Source organism: Fibrisoma montanum, from assembly GCF_003583365.1.
GTDB lineage: Bacteria > Bacteroidota > Bacteroidia > Cytophagales > Spirosomataceae > Fibrisoma > Fibrisoma montanum.
Map to the genome: position 1 here is coordinate 23,828 of NZ_QXED01000007.1, position 15,549 is coordinate 39,376.

Consider the following 15,549-nt stretch of genomic DNA (forward strand, 5'->3'; position numbering starts at 1 on the left):
GAGGCTTGATACAACCGGATGCTGACGGCCTGGGCCGAGTCCAGCTTTCGCAACTCCTTCAGCTCAATGAGTCCCCGCAGCAAGGCGTCGTTTTCGCGGGCACTATAACAGATCGAGTCCTGACAGTAGGCTACGGACAGCCCGCTGCTGATCAACAGGAGACTGACCACGAACAGCGCGGTATGTTGAATCCACTTTACGGGCAATTTCATATCGGATTTGCTCAGGGGCTTGTTTAGCGGTTTGGATATCGGTTTGCAAACGGGTCGAGTCAGCACGGAGCCGGCTGATCGTCTGCTGAGCCTGGCTAAGCTGAGTCTGGGCTTGATCAGCCCTACGATCATTACGGCTGCACTGACGCATCGACACCAGCAGTAGAATCAGCAGCAGGACGGCCACAAAGACCATGTTCTCCCACAGCCACAGGCCGAGGGAGCGGAGAGCAGGCCAGGCTGACTTCGTGAGCCAGCGGCCGATACGGGTAAGTAGGATCTGAATCATCGTTGGTGTCGGACGGTTATGGTTTGATCGACATCGAACATACTCTGTTTTTTCCCGACGGCTTTCCCGATCCGGCTACCTACCCGCCTGGGTCGTTCGCAAACATCGGGTTGCCGGCAGGCCAGCACATCACCCGCCTTTCGTTCGGCAATGTCCCGGTAGTAGCGGTAGAGTTCCGCGCGTTGCTGGCTGGTGATTGGCTCGGAGTGGTTATCGGTATGCGTCACCAGACCCGCTTCGGTGATATGCACGTTGGCGAGCTGCACGTAATTGGCCCAGGTAGCGTACAGCAGAAACGGCAGAACGCAGTCGTACAGCTTCTGATCCGCTTCCGACAGGGGCACGGACGGTGTTTCGTCGTCGGGCAGGTAGGCCAGTAGTGCCGTTCGCAGACCGTCCCGGCGTTCAACCCCCAACAGATCCGTTAGCCAGCCCGACACGACGTTTTTCTGAATGTGGCTGAGCTTATCACTCGGCTCCCAGCCGGCTGGTAAACCAAATTCAAGCCGGTAATCATCCGGCTTGCTGAACGGATGCAGCATCCTTGAAGTAGTTAAGGTTTTCGATCGTACAATTCGCGGCCGGCTTGGGATCCCGCCAGTACATCAGCAGGTTCTCAAAACAGGTTTTGACCTTCCGTTGGAGTTGGTTGACGTTCTGCTGCAGCATCTGACTGGCCACCTTCAGCTCATCAGCCGAAAACATGATGCCACCCTGCCGGCGCATGTTGGCCAGCTCGTTGGGTACGCGCATGTTCCGGGCAATACGGGCCTGAACCCGGTCATTGGTGGAGTTGTACCGATCAGCCAGGTGCGCCCCAGTCACGTCGAAGAACTTCATCTGCTCCAGTTCGTCTTTATCTCGGGCCTTGATCGTTACGATGCTGCCTGAATTCTCCGAACCCTGGTGTTCGCTGAGCTGATACTCCAGCGTTTCTTCATCCGGAACATCCTCCTCCGATCCCAGGTAAGCAAACAGGCCCGAGATGTTGAAGCCGTTGACGGTTGTTTTCCAGTCGTAGTTGATCAGCTCCCGTTCGGTCTGGATACTTTTTTCAGCCCGAAACCAGCGCGGTACCGGATAGAAATTGCCCCGTAGCCGATTCAGCGGTAGATACAACAACTGGCCGTAGTACTTGGCCAGCCCGCCCGCTTCATCGATCTGAGTCATGACGACTACCGGATCCGGATTGAACAGCGGAAGAACCGTATGCTCATCCCGGCGATTCTTGAACAGCTCAGAGCCTTTGTAGGGAAAGATGCCGGCATGCGTGATGTTGTTGAAGTCGTCAGGCTCCTTGAGCCGGATCTGCTCAAACGGTACGTGCCGAATGCCCGCGATTTCACCCAGGCCATTGTAGGAGATCAGCAGCGTGATCGTTTCAAAAATACTGACGTCTTCGGCAACATCGGCCAGCACCTGGTCAAGCGTCTGACCGTGCCGGTTAACGACCATGTCGGCCAGCGTCCGATCCGTAAAGCCATTGCCCTGAATGAACTCCGTACGCGCATCAATGCAGGCTCCGGCCGTGTCCGATTCATCCAGCAGCTCCAGTAGCTTCTGAGGGAACAGGTCATCTTTACCGAAACCCAAAAAGCCAGCCACCTTTGATTTGGTGGCTGGCGGTCGTTTAGCAACTTTGGGAATCTTAGCCCTCATTACTCAGTCGCTGAATTAGCAGTAGTGGCCGTTTGCTCCCCGCCGTCTCCGACTGATCCGGTGGCCTCCTTTGTGTCAGCGTTGGCCTGATCAGCAGGTTCGGCCGCATTCTTTGACGTTGCTGGTTTAGGGGCCGTAGATGTGGCCGGTTTTGCGGTCGTCTTCGCCCGATTTGATGCGGCCGGCGATTTAGCGGTTGACGCTCCGTTGGCCGGTTTCTTTGGCTCCTCATAGTCCGGATTGCGGACTATGATATCCTTGTACTCCGGATACTTTTTCAGGATGGCTTCGGCTTTCTCATCGGTGAGGAGCTTCACAACCCCCTGCTCAACGCCCGTGTTGATATAGATTGTCTGTTCACCGACTACCTGAAGGTGACCCGAATCCTCACGGATCATCCATTTGCGTGATTTGCTCATAACAGGCAACTGATTTTGTTTGAGGTGAATGCGTAGGGTGATTAGTACGTCGTTCCAGAAGGAAGCACACGTCTGGCAGCGTTCGCCCGGTTCCCCTACCAGCCGGGCGTATTCGATTTTGACCGCCTGTCGGTCTTCAGCCGACAGTAAGCCAGTCGAATACCACTGGCTTACTATGCGGTGCAGTTCGGTAAGCTCCATTAGCTCACCGGCAGTGCAATGCTGGTCAGGTAGGCCGGTGTATCCACCAACCCGCCCTGATCCTTATGCACAAACTCATGCGGCATACCCGGTTCGTCGGCAGCCGTGAGCGTCACCACCAGTGCCCCTTTTGCGGAGGCATCGTTGGGATTGTATTCAAAGGCCGTCATCTTCATACCGGTTAGCAGACCCATCACCTCCCAGGGACCGTAGGCACCCCGGCGCTTATAGATGATAAAGAAATCTTTCCGACTACCCAGCGCGTCAATTTCCTGTTTTGCCTTGGCCGAATTGTCGAAAATGGCAAACACGAACGTATGGGGGAAGGTGTTGCCGAAGTCTCCGGCCGTAAAACCGACACTGGGACGGTTTGACAAATCAAACCCTTCGTACACCTTGAGCTTTTCACCGGTTTTCAGCGTCAGCTCATTCAGGATTTTGGGGTTAGTCGGATCGAACCCGATCGCTGACACCTGGTCGTCGTACATGCCGATGTAAAAGCGCTCAGCAACCCCCTGGCTCAGTGGCTTATTGCAGTCACGGAGCAAATTTTCTTTGATTTTCGATGGACAAGCCATGTTCGTAGAGTTGGACACTCACCCTGGAAGGTGAGTGTCAGTGTAGAGGGTTGATGATTTAAAACGCGACGGCTACGTACTGCTCCTCACCTACCTGCGTGTCGATCTTGTACAGCAGTTTGGCGTACCATTTCTCATCCTTACGCTCGTACCAGGCGTCGAAAACGGTCGGATCCGAGGTGTCCACGTCGAGAGCTACCTGCAGGTTGTCTTTCACGGTCAGAATAGCGCGGTGCGGCTCGGTGTACTTGCCACTGATGAGGAAGTCCGCTTCGATGGCTTCATCGACGGCATCCATGATCAGGATGTTAATGCCGCGGTAGCTCAGGTTTTCCGAGCCTTCCAGCATGCGAAGTGTCGAACTCTCCAGCTGTGGGTTAGCTTCGAGTTCGTCTTCGAGGTTTTCGTAGATCGAGCGCGTTACCATGAACACCTTGTCCCGCTTGGGCACCTGCTTCATGACCTTGGCTTGGGCTTTCCACAGACCGGCCAGGATCTTACGGCCATCACCCGCGGCCAGCTCCTGAGCAGCTGCGTTAGCCCCGGCGTTCTTGGCGATCGTAAACGACTTGATGGTGCTGGCTGCAACGCCGTCTTTCAACCGCTTCCAGATGCCGTTGAACTGGTTGTAGTTCTTCACCTCATCAGCTCCACCAGTCAGATCGGCAGCCGTGATGTTCATCCGGGAGAGGAATACCATCCGCATCAGATCCCGACCCGCGGCCCCTTGCAGAGCATCCAGCAGATATTCCTCAATCACCGTGTCGGTGATGTCGGGCTTATCGTTACCGGATTTGAGCTGTTCTTCGTGAATGGTGCCCTTGAGGTCAACCCAGCACTGCGAATACCAGGCTTTGACGTTTTCGGGGTTCCAGAACTTTTCGGTGCGGTTGATCTGCTTATCCTGAATACCAAGACCACAGCCAGGATCGGCAATGGTGATCTTGTTAAGCGGATGGATGTAGATGACCTGCTGTTTGACTTTTACTCCGAAGATGACTTTGAAGAAGTCTTCGAGTTTACCGTAGGCAACCGATGGCTTTACTACGTAGTCCATCGCCTGTTTGCCTGCGTACTGAATGGGAGTACCCTGCAATAAGCTCATTTGAATTATCCTTTAGCTGTCTGAATGAAAAAGTTTTGATGATCCTGACCGATGGTCGGCTACTTGGCCGCGGCCGTTTTTGCCTTAGGCTGGTACTTGGCTGCCTGCTTAGCCAGCATGTCTTCGCGCTCCTTGTCCTGAGCCGTCTTCTTGCGCTCCTCGGTCGTCTTGTCAGTGGTCAGCTCATTTTCGTGATCGATCGGCGGCTCGGCCGATAGCTGATCTTTCAGCACGATGGCCACCCGGCGCCGGAAGTCGTCGTCCTTCGTCCGCTGCGCCTTGAGCTGCGCAATCTCTTCTTCGAGTTGCTTGATGCGCTCAGCCGAAGCGACCGGAGGATCCGTGGAGGTTTCTTCGGTGGTGGTTTCGGCCGCTTTGATGTCGGAGATCGCTCCGGCCGTTACGACGATGATCTGACCATCGGCCGTTTCATACTCACCGTCGGCGGGCGTTTCGCCACCGATAGTCACCGTGTCACCCACGGCCGGCGCTTCACCGGTTGAGTTGGTTACCAGCGTATCACCGTTTTTCAGGCTCACATCAAGGGCTACCAGATCGGTACCCTCGGCAAGAGCCAGCAGGGAGGTTAAGCCACCGACGATGGCTTTCCGCAATTTGGACATTTGGTTGGGGGTTGTGGCCGCGGTTGCAGCCGGTTTAACAGGTACAGTCGTTGAGGTCGCTGCCGGTTTTTTACCGGGTCGACCCTGGGCGCGAAGCACGAAAAGAGGAGGTTTGACGCTGGACGGCTGGTAGGCTTTCAGGCTGGCCACAACCGGTGCGTAGATGCCGGTAGCAAAGCCGTGGATAATGGCTTCGTCGGCGGTCATGGTCGTTTCCGCGGCCAGCATCTCAGAGACTACGATGTCGGACAGGCCGGTTTTGTCGGTGTAGAAATCGACAAACTTCTGGCTCTCAGCCTTCAGCTCCTCCAGGTACTCGGCAATCTCATTCATGTTGCCGTAGGTACCTCCCATCGGCAGGTGAATCATGAAGGTGGAATGCTTGGAGATGAGCCGTTCCGTGCCTGCCATGAACAGCACAGTGGCCATGGAGCAGCACTGGCCAATCACGACGGTTTCAATGGGCTTGCCGAGCGTGGTAATGTAATCGTACATCGCCCAGCCTTCCTCACAGCAGCCGCCTGGTGAGTTGATAATGACTTTGAGCTTGTCAAATTCACCGGCTGCGGTTACCTGCGTGCGTAAACGACCCAGGGAAGAACCCTTTTCATCTTCGAACCAAAACCAGTCATCGGGCCATATATCGCCCTCTACGTACACGGTCGCAACTTTCATGGCGGAAAGTTGCGACCCATAGAGAAAAACTATACCTTTCGAATAGTGATAGAGCTTACTTTATCCCGATATGGATACCCAAGGCAAGTTTAATGAGTTAGTGGAGCAGGTAGAGGCCGGTCAACCAATACGGAAAGCCATGAAAATGGTAGGTATGACCTGGCGCATGTACTATAACGCCTTATCGGTTGAGCAGCGGGCTCAGGTAGGCGAAATCCGGTCCCGACAGTGTAAAAGTTGCCAGTCCGACACCCAGGTAATTCAGGTAAAAGTGTCGGACCGGCGCAAACGGCAGGTGCAGGCGATGTGTCGGGAGCGGGGTATAACCATCAGCCGGTTAATGAACTCACTACTGACGAAAGAACTACTGGCCTTTGCCGCCCGACCGCATTCTTCCAATTAAATGTTGCCGCGGGCTTCGACGTAATTGGCGTCCGCTTCAACCCGTTTGATATCTTCGACGGCCACCCGAATACTAACCCCCTTGATGGCTTCCCGAACGGCCGTAGCCAGTGCCGCATTGTCGCCGGCCATGGTTACCCCACCGTATTCAAACCGCGGTTGCGGGCTGTTGGCAACGCCTGGGAACGGTTTGCCCCCACCGGCTACGTTCATGGCCGATAACTGGCCGTAAAAGCGGGCCGTTGATCGTTTGTTGATCACGGCTTCTCCTCCTTCCAGTTCGACACTCCGATTACCGAGCTGGTATTTTACGCCCCCATTGGCGTGGCTCGGCCCATTCACCACCCCACCTTTGGCAAACTTCTGGGAGTCGATCACGATCTGCTGAGCAATACCGTTAGCCAGTGCGATCGCAGCCAGGATAGGCCCCAAGATCGGACCGGCCTCGGCAAAGGCTTTGGTGACGGCCGATGCGGTGTTAATTACGTTCTCCACCGACGCAATCTTCCGGCGTTTTTCCGCAGCATCCTTTTCGAGTTTTTCCCGGCGTTTCTGGAAGTTGGCCTCCACCGCAGCCCGTAGTTCGGCATTCGCTCCGGCACTACGTAAGGCCGCTTCCTGTTGCTCGTCGAGAGCGGCCGTGGCCGCTTGAATCTGAGCGTTGATGAGGTTGGAGATAGATCCAATGGCCTGCTGGGTAGTGTCAAAGATTTTGCCTATCAGTTCGTTGTTGAACTCATCGGTAGCATCCTTTTCGGCTCTCCGGTATTTAGCACGAATGGCTTCTTTCTGCTTCTCATTCAGCTCCTCATTGTCCAGCTCAGCTTCCCGTTGCAGCTTCAGTTGTTGCAGGCGAACCTGAAGCTCCTTTTTGGAGCCGGCCCGCACCAAAGCCAGGCGTTCATCGATCTCTGCCTGGGTGTTGGCCCGGGCATCGGCCCGAAGCTGTTTGTCGAGTTCTTTCCGCTGCTGAATAGCCTTAGCCTGAATCGCATTAAGCTGGTTGAGGTATTCCTCCTCACTGATGGCATAATATTTCTTCTGAACCTCCAGCAGTTTGATCTGCGTTTGCTCCTCCAGGTTGATACGGTCTTCTTCCAGCTTCCGTTGCCGTTCAATGGATTTGACACCCAGATCAAACCGCGTTTGCAGCCGGCGCGTTTCGGCTTCAGCCGCCCGCTGAATGCTGTTTTCTTCAAACTGACGATCCAACTGTTCAACGTCGGCATTGTACTTGGCATCCAAAGCCCGAAGCGTTGAATTCAACTTTTGCTTTAACTGAACATTGGTTTGGGCTGCATCGACCGCGGCCGACTTTTCACGGTCCAGCCGGGTTTCGAGCAGCTTCTTTTGCAGCTTCAGTTCCTCCTCACTATTCCGGCGTACCAGGGCCAGTTGCGCATTGAGCCGGTTTTCGGTGTTATCGAACGCAATCTGACTTAACTCCTGGGCATGCTGCACACGTAACGCCAGAATATCGGCATTGGCTTTGGCTTCGATGAGTTTACGTTGTTTGGCGTTACCCTCGGCTCCGAGCTTATCAATAGCGGCCTGTTTTCGAATAACCTCCTCCTGCAGTTTGAGCGTATCACGGCCAGCCTGCTGAGCCTGCAACAGTTGCCGTTCGATATCCGCTTTAGCTTCATTAGCCGCCTTCAACCGGGCTTCCTTCGCCTTCTCAATGGCTTCCTGACGAAGGCCGTTCAGTGAGTTGTTCAGCTCCGTCTGCCGGCCAAATGATTCTTCTTCCAGCTCAGCCAGTTTGATCCGCTCCTCAGCCAGTGCCTTTTGATCAGCCCGGTTTCGGATACCGATACGCTGTTCACGTTCGAGGTTGGCGATGCGTTCTTTCTGGAGCTTGAGGGACTGCTGCAGGCCCGAGTTTTCCAGATCAAAGGCTTGTTTGGCAGCCGCAGCCCGGACACGGGTTGACTTGGTTACGTCCTCCGAGATGAACTTCAGCCGTTCGATTTCTTTGCGGTTCTGGGCTCTGGCCACCGACAGCCGGATTTCAGCTGCTTCAATGCGCTGGTTCGTTTTCTCAATCTCAATACCGGCCGCGGCTGCATCCTTAATGCTTTGCGTGGTCGCAATCGCATTCTTGCGCAGGTCGGTAAAGATGTTGGTAAACTTCTCCCAGCTCGTAAAGGCGTCGATTACGATTCGCGTCGCTCTGGCCAGCCCATCAACCAGGGCAGATAAGGCCAGTTCGCCCGCTTTGATGTACTGGGAAAACTTATCCATAACGCCCTGTGACTTGCTCAGCAGGGCTACCAGCCCGGTCAGAAACAGGATGATCGGTACGGCACCGAGGGCGATCAGCGCACCGCGGCCGGTAAAGATCCCCTTAGCAAAGGTTTGGGCACTGGCTGCACCGGTCTTGAACTTATCAGCGGTTTCACCGATGTTGGTGCCCATTACGTTGAGGTTGCGGATGTACTCAACGGCCACCTGTTTGGATCCGGACAGCTTTTCATTACTATCCTTGATGCTGATGACGAATTCACGGTTTTTACTGAGCGCGTTGTCAATAGCCTCCTCGTAATTTCCCACGTTCCTTCGGGTGTCACCGACGGCTTTTTCCTGATCTTTGAGGGCATCGGAGATCTGCTTCATGGTGTCGACCATCTTGCCACCGATATCCACGTTCTGTTTCTCCTCCTCCGACAGGGCGTTATACTGAATCGTCAGCAACGAGAGGTTAGCCCGAAGCTGATTGATTGATCCGGCCTGCTCTTTCTGCACTTTATTGGTCAGCTCGAGGATGCGCCGTTGCTGAGTCAGTTCAGTCGAGACGGTCTTCTGAGCGCGGGCGTTGGCTTCCTGGGCACGGGCGTATCCTTCAGCCGACAACTTACCTTCCCTGAAGGCTTTTTCCACCTCCCTGGCTTCAGTTTTCAGACTGTTGAGTTCCTTGCGGAGGGCTACGGCCCGGTCTTCGGTCTTTCCCTCATCAATCTCCACGTTGATGAGTATTTCGTCGTCTTTTTCGTCAGCCATGATTAGAACAGTGGGATCAGGGTAACCACGGTTGGCGTGGCAGACCGGTAGTTGTTGACCTTATTGAGATAAAAGTACGTCGGGTTGATATCGAGTGAGCCCGCCCGAACCCGGCCCAGCTTCACCGGCCTGGCCAGATCAAGCGTAGCGATGTCGGTCGGTCGGAGCTGCATCGGTACGTTCAGCAGCCGCGGCCGTCGCAGCACCTGCGTGAGCGTTGAAAAATACCGAATGATGAGCGTGACGACGTAGGGCTGTGCCGGCAGCGGTCCAAACGACAGCGAAAAGTTGTTTTCTGTCGTTTTTAGGTAGTTAGGCCGAACGCCCCAGAAACAACCGGTCAGCGTAACGGTCCGGTTGGCGGTTTGTCCCTCGGCCGATACGGTGATGGTGGACACAGACACGATTTTGGACGGCTCCATCACGATCAGCCGCGGGGTTGTTGACTTGCGTTCAACCTTCAAACTGGCCCCTTCACCCGACACCGTTCGAGTTTCGATCAGGATCGGATTACCATAGCCCGGCACGGATCGTGGTGAGTCAATACAGGGCGAAAACGGCAGTTCAAACAGAGTTGCTTCGGCCGGCAGGTTGGCCGCTGGTGAGGTAATCGAGCCGTTGCCGTAGCCTTTGTAGGCCTTATCCTCCAGTTCCTTCCATTTACACCAGCTTAGTTGACCGTATGGATCCAGCTTGACAACATGCTCGGGTTGACTAGACTCCTCTACCCGGTTCGACCAGTCGACAGCCTGACTCATGTTGGCCGCTACATCGTCCAGACGGACCAGGCGAAGCGTACGCCGTACCTCATCGACATCAAACGTGCCACACTGCATCAACGCAATGGTCTTCAGCAGGTCGATACAGGGCATATCGGGCAGATTCCTGGCTACAGGCCAGGAATCGCCGTTTCTAACGGTACTGTCGGGAATAAACGAGGCAAACGTAGCAAAGTCGTCGAGAGAGGCCCGGTACTCAAAATTAACCACGGCCGTTCGTTGCCGGATCTGCAGGCGGATCTGCAACTGATCACCCGCCCGGCAGTCGACGTACGTATCCAGGCTAAGCGTATCAAAGCCCGCCCGGGTGAGGTTATAGGGACCGGTAGCGGAGAAATAAGCCTGGCCTGCTTCCACTCCGTTTTTCTCCACCGACAGAATGGCTTCCATGGCTCCGTAGTTCACCGTCGTCTTAATCTGCTGGCTGGCCTGCACCCGTACGCGCATGGGTACATCAGCTACGTAGGACAGCAGATCTGGTTTGAAGTTGTTGGCCTTGCCGTCCCGAAACTGCGAGGTCAGACTACCGTCGCCTTCGTTCATAAGAGGCAGGATGATGTTCAGGCTTTTGGCCTGCACCTGGTTAGGTCGGTTATCCGGCCGAAGGAACCCCGGAATATTCCAGTAATAGTACGGGCTGTTATTGGGCACCGTCACCCGGGCCGTTCGGTCGTCTACCCACTGTTCATCCTTGTTCTTGGGTTCATCCTCTACGAACGGCAGTGCCAGGCGTACATACAGGGGATCGGTGAGCCAATCCCCTACCGGCTGGTATCCGGATTCGGCCAGCATCTGACTGACCAGTGTACTGACGTACATGGCAGGCTGCAAGGTGTCGAATGGAAACATGCCCTCATTCATCGACCCGTAATCAATGCAGGGATAGACAACGCCGTCGGTCGCTCCGGCCAGCTCGTTGATGGCGTCGAGCGTGTACGGGTGGTTGTAGCGGGTCAGGTCCAGATCAGTAAGTCGTTTAGCCTCCAGCTGGTCAAAGAGTGACCGAACGGCCCGTACCAGATTGATCTTCCACCCACCCTGAAAACTTTGCAGTTCAGCGTTGCCCTGGAAGGTAACCTCCCCGCCGTCGATCAGCTCGGCCGGTAGCAGCCGGTACGGATGCACCCCACCGGCATCAAGTTGTTCAGCTCCCTGCAGCAGCCGACGGATCAGCACTGAATCAGGTAGGTTGAACATATTGGATATAGACGATTGCAGGGTGGCCGGTTTGGTCAGATCATTTGCCTGTAGGGTCAATGCAGCATCGACCTCAGCCACCCAGGTTTTATTTAGATACAGACCGTCCTGCATTAGTGATTGTCGTTAATGTTGTTCCGAAATGGCCCTTTGTAGGGACGGTGCCGGGCGGGTGGTGGTGGCCACCGGGTAGCCGGCCACCTACGGCCACAGTCCAGGCAGTGCCGGTCATAGGGAGCTGTTAATCCACCGGGCACATCACACCCTCTTATCGGACAGATGAGGTATTTATACAGTAGTTTTTTCATGCGCGTTGGAGTCGTCGGGCTGGTAGAATTAACGTAGTTTCCATTCGGCTGACCCGGCTGGCCGTCGAATACACCGGGAACGTACCGGGTTCGATTTCAACCCGTACGGCGTGGAACCGGTTGGCCTGATCAGGAGCGAGAATATACACACCCGGTGAGCCGTAGATTGTGCTGACGGCTTTGGCTTCCGAGCGGGAATAGATCACCGTCCGGATCCGGAGCAGCTCGGCCGCTTCCTTCTGATTGTGAAGGGTCAGACCGGCCTGACGACGTGTGCCGAGCGAACTCACAGCTACCTGCTCCTCATACTCAGCTTCCCAAAGCCAGTACATCCAGCCGGTTGGTGCCAGCCAGGTCAGATAAATACCCGGCTTGCGGCACCCCTCAACCGTCGGCTGGGAAGGCGTCAGCAGCAACCCGCGAAAGGTCAGATCAAAGGTGATATCGAACGTTGCCATTATGCGGTTGCTCCCAAAGCCACCCAGGGCCGTGGGTTGTTTTTAGCCGTCCAGCCCGTTGTGATATCGAGCTGGCCAGTGGTGATCCCATCTACTGTTTTTGTTCCCAGCACAAACGGAGCCGACGCCCGGCCCCCGTTCAGTGACAGCTTCCCAGAAACGTTATCGGTCACCCGCAGGGCAACCGGTGTTGTACCGCTACTAATGAGAGCCAGGTAGTATTTCGTGCCGGCCGTAACGTTGACGGTCTGGTTGAACGCCGTCCGCTTAAAACCGTTTGATCCAAAGTCTGTTGTGGCCAGCGCGTGTGCTAAATAGTTGCCAGTAGCGTCCATCAGCACAAAGCCATTTTTGATGGTGGCGCCGTTCGCCGTCAGACTGGATCCGGGCGTCGACACCTCGTACAAGACATGCGTTACGGCGAAATCCCGTTCGGCATAGACCTCGAATAGTTGCGTTTGGTTAGTCGTACAGACCTGCACACCGTTGATAGCGGCCTGATCCGTGCAGGCCCAGGCTGCATTCAGCGAACGCAGGAAAGCCGGCACGTAGCCCGTGGCACCCGACACCGTAGCGTTAACCTTGTTGTTTGCATCATCATAGGTAAACGATATGCCCGAGTGCGTTCCCCCGGTCAGCAAGGCCGCGGCTGCATCCTGAATGGCTTCCGTGTCGGGTACGGCCACCGTCTGCCAGGCGGAAGCATAGTCCGTACCTGACGACTTAACCAGCACCTGACCCGTTGTGCCGCCCGTGGGTAAGCCGTTGGTGGCTGCTCCGGTTGCGGCTACAGGTTGCGGCCGGCCAGGTGCATAGACTTCGAACTCGGACAGCTGGAGTACGGTAGCCCCGTTGCTGGGATCGGTGCTGAGGGTCGTTGCCCGTAGCCGCACCTGATCGGCTTCGATGGGTGCGAAGAACAGCCGCTCGGTGTAGGTTGCGGATGTGGGTGCGCTCTGGCCAGCCTTGGTAACCACCGTCGACCAGGTGAGCCCGCCGTCGTTTGATATCTCAATGACGTAGGCGATCGGCCAGCCAACACCGATATTGCCGGCATCGGTGCGCGGGCTGACCACCACCTCACCGATTACCTGCCGGTAGCGCAGATCCACGCCTACCCATTCGTCCTGACCCGTGTTGAAGTTGCTGGAGTAAAAACCCGACGTACTGCCATCGATCAACGCACTGGCTGGAAATAGCTCGGTGCGGGCGAAGGCGGTTTGGCCACTGCCATAGTTGGCAAACGTGCGCTTGGGCCACAACGTACCGTCGGCTTTTCGGTTGCCTTCTACGGTGATCACCTGCCGGTTGCCGCTGGTCGGGTGCGAGACGAACACACTGCCGGCACCGAGCGTGTTATTTCGCATGTACCGACGCAGACTGACCGAGGCACTGGCCGCGGTCGCTTTAAGATCAAAGTCGGCGCTGAATCCCTGAATACGGTTGTTTTCAATGTACTCAGCATCACAGTAGGTGCCATCCGAATTAAACACCGTGATGCCTACCGTACCCCCGGCCGTGGCCAGCAGCCGGTTCCCCCGAACGATCAGCTCCGGTTTGGTGGTGGCATCTCCGAAGACGGCTCCGCAGCTGATGCCATTCGCAGCCGGCACCGTCCAGGTGAGCGTATTATTCTCAATGCGTTGCTGCCGGCTGGCCGTTACCTGCCATTCGATGTTGGTATTGATAAAGTTGCAGTTACGGATGGTTACCGAACGGAAAGCCCCATCCGCAGGACCAACCAGCTCCCGGGCGTTCGGTATCGTACATTCAAACGTACAGCCATCATAGGTTACGTCCTCAGCGCTGCCGGCTTCGATCACGCCCGAACCGTAATGGCGGACCAGCTTCATACCGGCCTGGCTTACTTTCAGGTGGCAGTTGATGACCTTGAACCCTTTGACGTGGCCAAAGGTCGTCACTACCCCGCCATTGCTGCTGTTCTCCAGGTAGCTGTTAACGATCATGCAGTTGACACCTCCTTCATCATCGAAGTCAACATCCCCGCAATTGATCACGTTGACAAAGCTGGCCACGATGTTGTTGCCCAGGCTTCCCCATATCCCTCCACCGGAGCAGTTCTTGATCGTTCCGCCAATAATGCGACCAGGACCCGCAGGCCGGCTTTCAGTAAGCGATCGAAAACCACCGACGTAGCCGGCTGTAGTGCCCTGGTTGGCTCCTCCATCCCAATGAATGCCGTGGCCGTAGCCGGAAATTTCCGGTTCGATGACTTTCCAGCTGGTCGTGTAGGGAAACAGCAGGAAGGATTCGACACCCCCCTGCTGATAGTTGATACCGGCTTCGACGTTAGTGCCCTTTGGAAGAACAACCTTGATGTTGTTGCCAAACGGGAACCTTCCGAGCGTACACCCGACGCATTCATTATCCTTTAGCGTCACATCACTACAGCCGTGAGCACTCAGCACCCGCACCCGGTAGGCGTTGTTACCGTTCGTATCCCCCGCACACACCCACTTACCACCTACAATGCTGAAACCCTGTTTGCTGTTGCCGTCAAAGACGAAACCGCTGTCCTGAGTCCAGTTGGCACCGGTCGGCAGCGACACGTTCAGCGTGGAGCCAGAAAAGTCCAGCGTTACCCGGTCGGCGGGTATGTTAAGCACACCCGTACGTAATTTGTACGTACCGGGAAACATCTTCCACGTCGCTCCAGCTGGCAACTGAGCCAGGCGAGTTTGTAGCAGCGTGGTAATGTCGATGGTTCCGGTCGTATCAACGGCGGTGGCACCCATGCCCGGTGAAAGCGCATGGATGCCAGCCACTAATTCAGGATTTCGGATTTGTTTGGCGTGTTGCTGCACGGGCGGTAAGCCATTTAAAAGTTAAACAACGTACACAAAATCGACCCGATCGTTCGTGTCGAGCTGATAACCAGCCGCTGATCCAACCCAGTACAGTTTATCGCCGGCCAGGATTGCGTTGAGCGCCCGGGCAGTCGTGCCGCTGTCACCCGAGAAATAGGCTTCACCCGTTTTGACACCGTTGCCAACGTTTACCGTTAGCCCGTTTACCTTGACTTCAACGAATGATCCCTGTGCAGGCGTAGCAGCAATACCCGTGTTGCAGGCCAGATCAAAATCATTGGTCGTCAGCAGAGCCGCCATGTTCTTGTTCTGGGCCGTGGGGGTTGCGTAGTACGTCGAGCTGAAAAGCTGGAAGGTGATGTTAGTCGTTCCCAGCACGATGTTACCAGTATTGCTGATGCGCCAGGTTGTCCGGGCGTTGGTCGTACCTTCCTCAACCGATACGGCCATACCTGCCGTTACTTCGCCGTTGTTGTCGGCATCCGGCGAACGAGCCCAGGCACCCGCAGCGGCTACCCAAATGCCGTTTGCCGTCTGGGTGGTCTGATCTTTCACCAAAACGCGATCGCCGGCCAGCAGCGTGATGCCATCAACCACAATTAAACCCGACAGCGCGGCCAGGTTGCCGGTCGTTGCGACCCGAACGGATGGTTTGAAGTCCAGACCGTACAGGGAATTGTCGATTGTGGTTTGCACAAACGAACGCGATGCCGGATCCCCGGGCGCGGAAGCGGTTGAGATGTCGAGCATGCCCGGCGTGACTTTACCGCGAATCTGTTTGAAATGAGGCTGTGACATTGTTTTTAAGTTAGCTGT

13 protein-coding genes are annotated in these 15,549 nt (G+C 55.7%); 1 reads left to right on the forward strand and 12 read right to left on the reverse strand.

All coding sequences use genetic code 11. The features are described 5' to 3' along the window. Positions 1-102: 102 nt before the first annotated feature. From DYU11_RS33050 to DYU11_RS22600, 7 genes are read right to left on the reverse strand one after another with little or no spacing between them, the layout of a single operon-like run. Positions 103-501, reverse strand: coding sequence for a hypothetical protein (locus DYU11_RS33050; RefSeq protein WP_147368011.1), 399 nt, complete (start codon positions 499-501; stop codon positions 103-105). Continuing rightward, positions 498-1,043 carry a DUF6712 family protein gene (locus DYU11_RS22575; RefSeq protein WP_119670000.1) on the reverse strand — a complete coding sequence of 182 codons (546 nt, stop codon included), beginning with the start codon at positions 1,041-1,043 and terminating at the stop codon, positions 498-500. The genes DYU11_RS33050 and DYU11_RS22575 overlap by 4 nt, the downstream gene beginning before the upstream one ends. Then, positions 1,015-2,160: a hypothetical protein gene (locus tag DYU11_RS22580; protein ID WP_119670001.1), complete on the reverse strand. Its 1,146-nt coding sequence runs from the start codon at positions 2,158-2,160 to the stop codon at positions 1,015-1,017. Before DYU11_RS22580 ends, DYU11_RS22575 begins: the two co-directional genes overlap by 29 nt. Continuing rightward, positions 2,160-2,780 carry a hypothetical protein gene (locus tag DYU11_RS22585; RefSeq protein ID WP_119670002.1) on the reverse strand — a complete coding sequence of 207 codons (621 nt, stop codon included), beginning with the start codon at positions 2,778-2,780 and terminating at the stop codon, positions 2,160-2,162. Before DYU11_RS22585 ends, DYU11_RS22580 begins: the two co-directional genes overlap by 1 nt. Further along, a complete protein-coding gene (locus DYU11_RS22590) occupies positions 2,780-3,358 on the reverse strand; it encodes a hypothetical protein (RefSeq protein ID WP_119670003.1) in 579 nt (192 codons plus the stop codon). Before DYU11_RS22590 ends, DYU11_RS22585 begins: the two co-directional genes overlap by 1 nt. Positions 3,359-3,416: 58 nt before the next feature. Then, entirely contained in the window at positions 3,417-4,463 is a 1,047-nt protein-coding gene (locus tag DYU11_RS22595) for a hypothetical protein (protein ID WP_119670004.1), read from the reverse strand. A 59-nt stretch (positions 4,464-4,522) separates the two neighbouring features. Then, entirely contained in the window at positions 4,523-5,761 is a 1,239-nt protein-coding gene (locus DYU11_RS22600) for a Clp protease ClpP (protein WP_119670005.1), read from the reverse strand. Between the two features lie 70 nt (positions 5,762-5,831). Between DYU11_RS22600 and DYU11_RS22605 the strand changes: the two genes are divergently transcribed. Further along, on the forward strand, positions 5,832-6,164 hold the full coding sequence (locus tag DYU11_RS22605) for a hypothetical protein (RefSeq protein ID WP_119670006.1): 333 nt from the start codon (positions 5,832-5,834) through the stop codon (positions 6,162-6,164). Here DYU11_RS22605 and DYU11_RS22610 read toward each other — a convergent pair. From DYU11_RS22610 to DYU11_RS22630, 5 genes are all read right to left on the reverse strand, one after another. After that, entirely contained in the window at positions 6,161-9,163 is a 3,003-nt protein-coding gene (locus DYU11_RS22610; protein WP_119670007.1) for a coiled-coil domain-containing protein, read from the reverse strand. The two genes, DYU11_RS22605 and DYU11_RS22610, sit on opposite strands and share 4 nt — an antisense overlap. 2 nt (positions 9,164-9,165) lie before the next feature. Further along, the gene (locus DYU11_RS22615; RefSeq protein WP_119670008.1) at positions 9,166-11,253 is read right to left on the reverse strand and encodes a hypothetical protein; all 2,088 of its coding nucleotides are present in this window, start codon (positions 11,251-11,253) and stop codon (positions 9,166-9,168) included. 190 nt (positions 11,254-11,443) lie between these two features. Beyond that, positions 11,444-11,905, reverse strand: coding sequence for a hypothetical protein (locus DYU11_RS22620; RefSeq protein WP_119670009.1), 462 nt, complete (start codon positions 11,903-11,905; stop codon positions 11,444-11,446). Then, the gene (locus DYU11_RS22625; RefSeq protein WP_147368012.1) at positions 11,905-14,730 is read right to left on the reverse strand and encodes a discoidin domain-containing protein; all 2,826 of its coding nucleotides are present in this window, start codon (positions 14,728-14,730) and stop codon (positions 11,905-11,907) included. The genes DYU11_RS22620 and DYU11_RS22625 overlap by 1 nt, the downstream gene beginning before the upstream one ends. Positions 14,731-14,751: 21 nt before the next feature. Further along, positions 14,752-15,531: a hypothetical protein gene (locus DYU11_RS22630; protein WP_119670011.1), complete on the reverse strand. Its 780-nt coding sequence runs from the start codon at positions 15,529-15,531 to the stop codon at positions 14,752-14,754. Between the last annotated feature and the right edge of the window lie 18 nt (positions 15,532-15,549).

Excerpts from the sequence above, each read along its gene's own strand:
- DYU11_RS22580 (WP_119670001.1), bottom strand. The coding sequence starts at position 2,160 with ATGAGGGCTAAGATTCCCAAAGTTGCTAAACGACCGCCAGCCACCAAA.
- DYU11_RS22620 (WP_119670009.1), bottom strand. The coding sequence starts at position 11,905 with ATGGCAACGTTCGATATCACCTTTGATCTGACCTTTCGCGGGTTGCTG.
- DYU11_RS22615 (WP_119670008.1), bottom strand. The coding sequence starts at position 11,253 with ATGCAGGACGGTCTGTATCTAAATAAAACCTGGGTGGCTGAGGTCGAT.
- DYU11_RS22575 (WP_119670000.1), bottom strand. The coding sequence starts at position 1,043 with ATGCTGCATCCGTTCAGCAAGCCGGATGATTACCGGCTTGAATTTGGT.
- DYU11_RS22595 (WP_119670004.1), bottom strand. The coding sequence starts at position 4,463 with ATGAGCTTATTGCAGGGTACTCCCATTCAGTACGCAGGCAAACAGGCG.
- DYU11_RS22610 (WP_119670007.1), bottom strand. The coding sequence starts at position 9,163 with ATGGCTGACGAAAAAGACGACGAAATACTCATCAACGTGGAGATTGAT.
- DYU11_RS22585 (WP_119670002.1), bottom strand. The coding sequence starts at position 2,780 with ATGGAGCTTACCGAACTGCACCGCATAGTAAGCCAGTGGTATTCGACT.
- DYU11_RS22630 (WP_119670011.1), bottom strand. The coding sequence starts at position 15,531 with ATGTCACAGCCTCATTTCAAACAGATTCGCGGTAAAGTCACGCCGGGC.
- DYU11_RS22605 (WP_119670006.1), top strand. The coding sequence starts at position 5,832 with ATGGATACCCAAGGCAAGTTTAATGAGTTAGTGGAGCAGGTAGAGGCC.
- DYU11_RS22590 (WP_119670003.1), bottom strand. The coding sequence starts at position 3,358 with ATGGCTTGTCCATCGAAAATCAAAGAAAATTTGCTCCGTGACTGCAAT.
- DYU11_RS33050 (WP_147368011.1), bottom strand. The coding sequence starts at position 501 with ATGATTCAGATCCTACTTACCCGTATCGGCCGCTGGCTCACGAAGTCA.
- DYU11_RS22600 (WP_119670005.1), bottom strand. The coding sequence starts at position 5,761 with ATGAAAGTTGCGACCGTGTACGTAGAGGGCGATATATGGCCCGATGAC.